General features: G+C 46.6%; 6 protein-coding genes. All 6 read right to left on the minus strand.

All coding sequences use genetic code 11. The features are described 5' to 3' along the window. Positions 1-34: 34 nt before the first annotated feature. Positions 35-838 carry an Rpn family recombination-promoting nuclease/putative transposase gene (locus tag P5683_RS08270; RefSeq protein WP_315640789.1) on the minus strand — a complete coding sequence of 268 codons (804 nt, stop codon included), beginning with the start codon at positions 836-838 and terminating at the stop codon, positions 35-37. A 274-nt stretch (positions 839-1,112) separates the two neighbouring features. Next, the gene (locus tag P5683_RS08275; RefSeq protein ID WP_315640791.1) at positions 1,113-3,242 is read right to left on the minus strand and encodes a CHAT domain-containing tetratricopeptide repeat protein; all 2,130 of its coding nucleotides are present in this window, start codon (positions 3,240-3,242) and stop codon (positions 1,113-1,115) included. Between the two features lie 104 nt (positions 3,243-3,346). Then, positions 3,347-3,748, minus strand: coding sequence for a type II toxin-antitoxin system death-on-curing family toxin (locus tag P5683_RS08280; protein ID WP_006621448.1), 402 nt, complete (start codon positions 3,746-3,748; stop codon positions 3,347-3,349). Next, positions 3,745-3,969: a hypothetical protein gene (locus tag P5683_RS08285; RefSeq protein ID WP_006621447.1), complete on the minus strand. Its 225-nt coding sequence runs from the start codon at positions 3,967-3,969 to the stop codon at positions 3,745-3,747. Before P5683_RS08285 ends, P5683_RS08280 begins: the two co-directional genes overlap by 4 nt. Before the next feature lie 231 nt (positions 3,970-4,200). After that, entirely contained in the window at positions 4,201-4,341 is a 141-nt protein-coding gene (locus tag P5683_RS08290) for a hypothetical protein (RefSeq protein WP_006621446.1), read from the minus strand. Between the two features lie 51 nt (positions 4,342-4,392). After that, positions 4,393-4,557, minus strand: a complete 165-nt coding sequence (locus P5683_RS08295; protein ID WP_006621445.1) for a hypothetical protein — start codon at positions 4,555-4,557, stop codon at positions 4,393-4,395. Positions 4,558-4,720: the final 163 nt, after the last annotated feature.

The following is a 4,720-nucleotide window of genomic DNA, read 5'->3' on the forward strand; positions in this document are numbered from 1 at the left end:
GCGATCGCCTCGCCCATCACTTGGACGCGCGTCCCTAATTGCTAGAGGACAAAATTTGCTGAATTTCCTCTAATGGTAAACCCAAAATTTGGGCGATCGCTTCCGCACTATTTCCTAAATTAGCCAAACGCAGAACAATATTTATCCTTTCCCGTTGCAGACCTTCTTGCAGCCCTTGTTGGAGACCGTCAGCAAATGCTTCTTGATAGAATCGGGTTTGTTTTAAATCGGTGAGTCCTAACATTTGGGCAATCTCCTCGCGACTTATTTGGGGCAGTTTGTAAACAACAATGGTTTCGATGATGTCAATGATATCCCGTTGAATTGATTCTGGGGGAAGGGTTTGTTCGGCTTGTTCGATCAGGTTTATGGCTGATGCGATCGCATCGGATTCTGATTCGAGTACCAGTTTGATTATACCAACTCCCAAACGGTTTTGGGCTTCTAACTCGTCGATATAAACACGAGTTACCCTGCCTGAGTTCAGGAGTTCCCGGAATTGGTGGGGCTGTTCCCGTTCAATGCTCCGGTTGGGATAGATAACCACCACTTGCCACGGGTGGGGCGGTTGGTATTGTCGCAAGTACAGGAACAGTTCCGCGAAAATGCGATAATATAAGTCCTCGTCCGGTTGGAATTGCACCTCGGCTAGGTAGAAGGGCCGATCGCCTTCTGGGGTCGTTGGCAGAAATACTCCGTCGAGGCGGAAGGCTAGTTGCTTCACTTCCACAGAGGTGAATTGATAGCGATCGCTTTCTTCCGGTGGACGGTTCAGCAGCTCAAAAAAACTGCGGGGGTACTGTTGGAAAATTCGGTAGAATATACTATCTGTTTTCACAGGGGATAATCCCTCGATAATTGGCGTTCCACTGCCTTGATTTGCCCTAGTCTCCTTGGCAGTTGGGCTTTGATTATAGCCTACTCCTTAACCTGGCAGCACCTCTCATAAATGCCTATTTCAGTGCGATCGCTCTATCACCCGTGGCGACCTTCAGGACAGCTACCCATAAGACAATCATCATGTTTTCTCTGTGATTGTATGTATAAGGTGTCAGGCTCCGACTGCTAACACCTTGCCCCTTTACCCTCAGCATCAGCAGCCGATATCTACCTTAAAAAGAACCGCCATCACCTATCAGAATTAATGGCGACCAATAAAAGGGATGTATGCCTTCTTGGGCGAAGGTTAATTTCGCCTGCCGTAAGGCTTCGGCTTTCGTCATTCCCTGCTTGACATTATCATAAAATTCTGTCATAATTAAGAGGGTTGTATTATCCTCCGCATTCCAGAGGCTGGCTATCACGGCATCGGCTCCCGCCCGTTCAAATAAGTAGGCGATCGCTGCCAATACGCCGCCCTCTGATTCGGTTTCCATCCCGGTTTGAAAACCACCACTTAAAACTACCAAGTTGATTTGGTTTAATCCTAACAATCCTATATCCGCAATATTGAAGGTTTCTCCATGGGCAAATAATATCTGATTTGCCCCTAAACCTAGCCCCGGACATCCGTTGGCTTGAAAGCAGATTGGGTTGGCTAAATGGAGGATATTAAACCGGGGAGAATCGTTCTGAAAACGGTCGCGGGTCGCTTCTTCCCTCACCCAATATTCCCCTGAGAAAATTTCCGTAACTTGGCGGGCTTCCTGTTCCGCACCGGGGGTATCAAAGGGGCTGGGTTGGGGGTTGCCAAAGGCTAAAACACGGGGGGATGAGGTGGTGTTGCTGCGTAATTGGCGACGGGCGGAAATCCTCGTCAGGTAGTGGATGGGGTACTTTTCAATTAGGTGTTGGTTCCTTTGATTATCATACAGAGTTTCAAAGGGGATATAACGCAGTTTTCCGGGGGCAATAATCGCGAGTTTTTCGGGAGAATGGGCGGCAATATCTGCCTCTATGGGACGAATTAGATAATCATACAGGAGTTCTTGATTTCTATCGAAATTTTCGGAGTTGTGGTTTTCGAGTTGGGCGCGATATTCGGTGAGGATGCCATCAAATTCGCTGGGGTTAATCGGGGTTTTTTTCACGATCGCTTTTTGGTCGCGGCTGACGATAAACAGGGCGATCGCATCGGGAACTTCGCTGATATTTGTTAACAAAATCGGTTGAATAACTAGGGTTCCGGGGGCGATATTTTCCCGGAGATTTTCCAGGTCTTGCGGGGTGGTTTCAAAGAGTTCCGCAACTTCGGGATATTGGCGGGCGATATCCTCGGCGATTTGGCTATTTCCGGCTTGTAATTCGTTGATTTGTTGGGATAGTTCCGGTGTCCAGTTGTTGTCAACTTCGGCGTAAAGTAATTTTAGGCGTTCATGGTTTTCATTCCATTGGTCAATCAGTTTCTGGGCGGGTGGATTAATAACTTGGGCATCGATAAGGTGGCTATAGTCCGCGAGGTCGAAGGTGGTGGCGAGGTGATGCCATTTAAAGGCTTGGTCGGGTCGGTTTTCGTCGATGAGAAGATCCACCAGAGCCACCGATATCGCTCGGTTATTTTGTAGGAATTGTTGGCGGTTTTCCTGTGCTAACCCGGCTCGTATTTCTAGGGTGATTTTTAGGGCTTTTTCCAAGTTGTCGATCGCTTTCTGGGGTTCACCAATATCACGGTAAACTAAACCGATATTATACAGGGTAGCCGCTTCCCTGGCGCGATCGCTCACTTCCCGCCTAATGGGTAATGCTTGCTGTAAGTATGTTAAGGCTTCCTGGGGTTTACCGATATCGCCGTAAACTGCACCGATATTATGGAGAGTAGTGGCTTCCGTAGCGCGATCGCTCACTTCCCGCCTAATGGGTAATGCTTGCTGGAAGTATATTAACCCTTCCTGGGGTAGACCGATATCGCGGTAAACTTCACCGATACTATTGAGGGTAGCCGCTTCCCCAGCGCGATCATTAACTTCTTGAAAAAGTCTCACAGCTTGATGATAGAAGTTTAAGGCTGCCTGGGGTTGACCGCTCCGATTATAGTTTAAACCTAGACCAAGATTGACGAATGCTTCCCCTTCTCGACTTGGGATACTTTGGGCAATAGCTAGGGCTTGTTTAAGTGTTTCTATGGCTTGTAAAGGTTGCCTTTGCTGAGTTTGCTGAAGTCCCAAATCAATCAGTTGTTGCAGTTGTGCCGCCTGAGTCTGGGAGGTTTGGGCATAACTGCGCTGTGTCAGAATTGGGAATATGGCGGGAGTCGCCACTAGCATTGTTACTCCCAATAGAGAACCAATCATTAATCTTTTCATTGCACCACCTACTATTAATGGGAAATCGATGTTGGGTTTCGCGGCGTTACACCCCACCGACGGGAAGTTAGTTGGGTTTCGCGGCGTTACACCCCACTATCATTTCAAGTTTCATCCAGAGATGAAATTATGGAATTATGGGCTAACCACTCGGCTAAAGATTGCTGAGTTTTCTGGTCAGTTGACAAGCGTTCCATTATAGTGACAACCTCTGTCTCTGGAACGTTAAGCAAATATCCATTGACCAATAAAAATGTTGCCATTACTGCAAAAGCAGTCCGTTTGTTTCCATCAATAAATGGATGATTTTTAGTCAAACTGTAGCCATAAGCAGCAGCCAGATCGAATAAGTTACATTGACTGTAAGCAAATAAATGTTGGGGTCTTGCTAAACTCGCAGAAAGCAAATTTTCATCCCTAATCCCCAAACAACCACCATGCTGCTGAATTTGATCTTGATGAATGAATCTAACAATTTCTTCGGATATCCATAATGGTTGGTTCACTTTGCTAATTCCCGCAACGCATTCTTGTACTTATCAGCGATCGCCTTATAAGCCGCGATCGCACGACTCGATTCTGCCTGATTATTGGCAGTATCATTATCTGGAATTATTGGTTTTTTGCGGTCATTGATAAAGCGTAAAAATGTCAGAACATCTGGCAAAACATCATCGGGTAGTTCTCTGGCTAGGTCAATAATTTCTTGACGGATATCGGAATTCATGATGATCTCCTCTTGTCTATTTAGTCTACTTGAGTGGACTTTTGCTATCAGCCTTCAAATTCATTTCAAGGCGGGTCTAAAATTAGTCGCTCAGTCCGAACCGCTCTGGCGGTTGCTATATAATCCTAGAAAGTGTTAGTTGGGTTTCACTGCGTTACACCCAACCTACGGGAAGCGGCGTTACACCCCACCGACGGGAAGTTAGTTGGGTTTCACTGCGTTACACCCAACCTACGGGAAGCCGCTGTCAGCTATTCCCGCTTCCACCATTTGCCTGACATAAATCGAATACATCAGGTCATCCCAAGTCGAATTATCGGGAAGTTCATCAATCAGGCGTTTGGCTTCTTGTTTAATATTGGTATTTTCCATGATTCATTCCTCAATGAGGTTCAGTTAAAATTATCATCCTAGTTGCCCTAACTATTCGGAACGCGATCGCAATCGTGCCGTGATAATTAACTCGGCATTCTGGGGGTCAAATTCTATGGCAGTCACCACATAACGACTATAAATTATGTTCCTCATCCCCCTCGGAACACCGGGTTCATCATCTACTGCGATAACCGCTTCTGGTGCGATCGCCAAAATGCCTTTACAGCCTGTTCAGAAATCATCTGATCGCCTCTCAAAGTCCCTCTCCTCTCTGGGATCCAGATTTAGGGTGAGGGCAATGTATTAAGCGATCGCCAAAAGGCCTTTACAGCCTGTTCAGAAATCATCTGATCGCCTCTCAAAGTCCCTCTCCTCT

It is taken from the genome of Limnospira sp. PMC 1279.21 (assembly GCF_032349615.1).
In the GTDB taxonomy this organism is placed as follows: Bacteria; Cyanobacteriota; Cyanobacteriia; order Cyanobacteriales; family Microcoleaceae; genus Limnospira; species Limnospira fusiformis.

Coding starts and splice junctions, on each gene's coding strand:
- P5683_RS08275 (WP_315640791.1), bottom strand. CDS start 3,242: ATGAAAAGATTAATGATTGGTTCTCTATTGGGAGTAACAATGCTAGTG.
- P5683_RS08285 (WP_006621447.1), bottom strand. CDS start 3,969: ATGAATTCCGATATCCGTCAAGAAATTATTGACCTAGCCAGAGAACTA.
- P5683_RS08290 (WP_006621446.1), bottom strand. CDS start 4,341: ATGGAAAATACCAATATTAAACAAGAAGCCAAACGCCTGATTGATGAA.